The organism is Cognatiyoonia sp. IB215182 (assembly GCF_033963905.1).
Classification (GTDB): Bacteria; Pseudomonadota; Alphaproteobacteria; order Rhodobacterales; family Rhodobacteraceae; genus Yoonia.
The window spans coordinates 1-533 of sequence record NZ_JAXBMB010000076.1 but is presented as its reverse complement, the minus strand read 5'-3'; the positions used below and the strand labels follow the sequence as shown (position 1 = coordinate 533).

At 55.5% G+C, this 533-nt stretch carries 2 protein-coding genes; both read right to left on the bottom strand.

What is annotated here, in order from left to right; genetic code table 11:
* The coding region (locus SLH47_RS26335; RefSeq protein WP_320244113.1) for a YecA family protein at positions 1 to 331 on the bottom strand (331 nt) is incomplete at its 3' end.
* Positions 332 to 422: 91 nt separating this feature from the next.
* The coding region (locus SLH47_RS26330) for an H-NS histone family protein (RefSeq protein ID WP_320244114.1) at positions 423 to 533 on the bottom strand (111 nt) is incomplete at its 5' end.

Sequence of the window (533 nt, the reverse complement as noted above, 5' to 3'; positions counted from 1 at the left end):
TCACCGCCTCCATGAAGCCTTCGCACCAGTCCATCGCGATGGCGTGTCCTTCAGGAGCCTGCCAGAACACTGGCTCCAGCACCGGTGTCGTCGCGGCGAGACCTGTTGCGATCTGATCCATCCGCTTTGTTGTCAGCTTCATGATGCGTTTTGGAACGCGGGTGCCTGCCCCAAAGGCCACATCAGCCCAATTCGCAACTGGCTTTGGAGTGCAGACCAGCCCAGTCAAAAACCCATCCAGATCAGACAAACCCAAACTATCCGGTGGACTATCGCTTGAGCGCAGGTAGGTATCAAGTTCGGTCAGAATGTCAGTTATCGCGCGGCTCAACTTTACTGATCCATTGCATCAGCATTTCGGCCCGGAAAACCACGCAGCACACGCACCAGGCCTGCTCGAATCCATTATCGAAGACTGGGTGTCAAATCTCGCATTGTTCAGGTGTTTTCCCTGACGCCATAGCTGCCTTGAACCACTCAGGCTTCCGTCCCTTGCCGGTCCAGGTCTGCGTCTTGTCATCTGGATTGGCGTA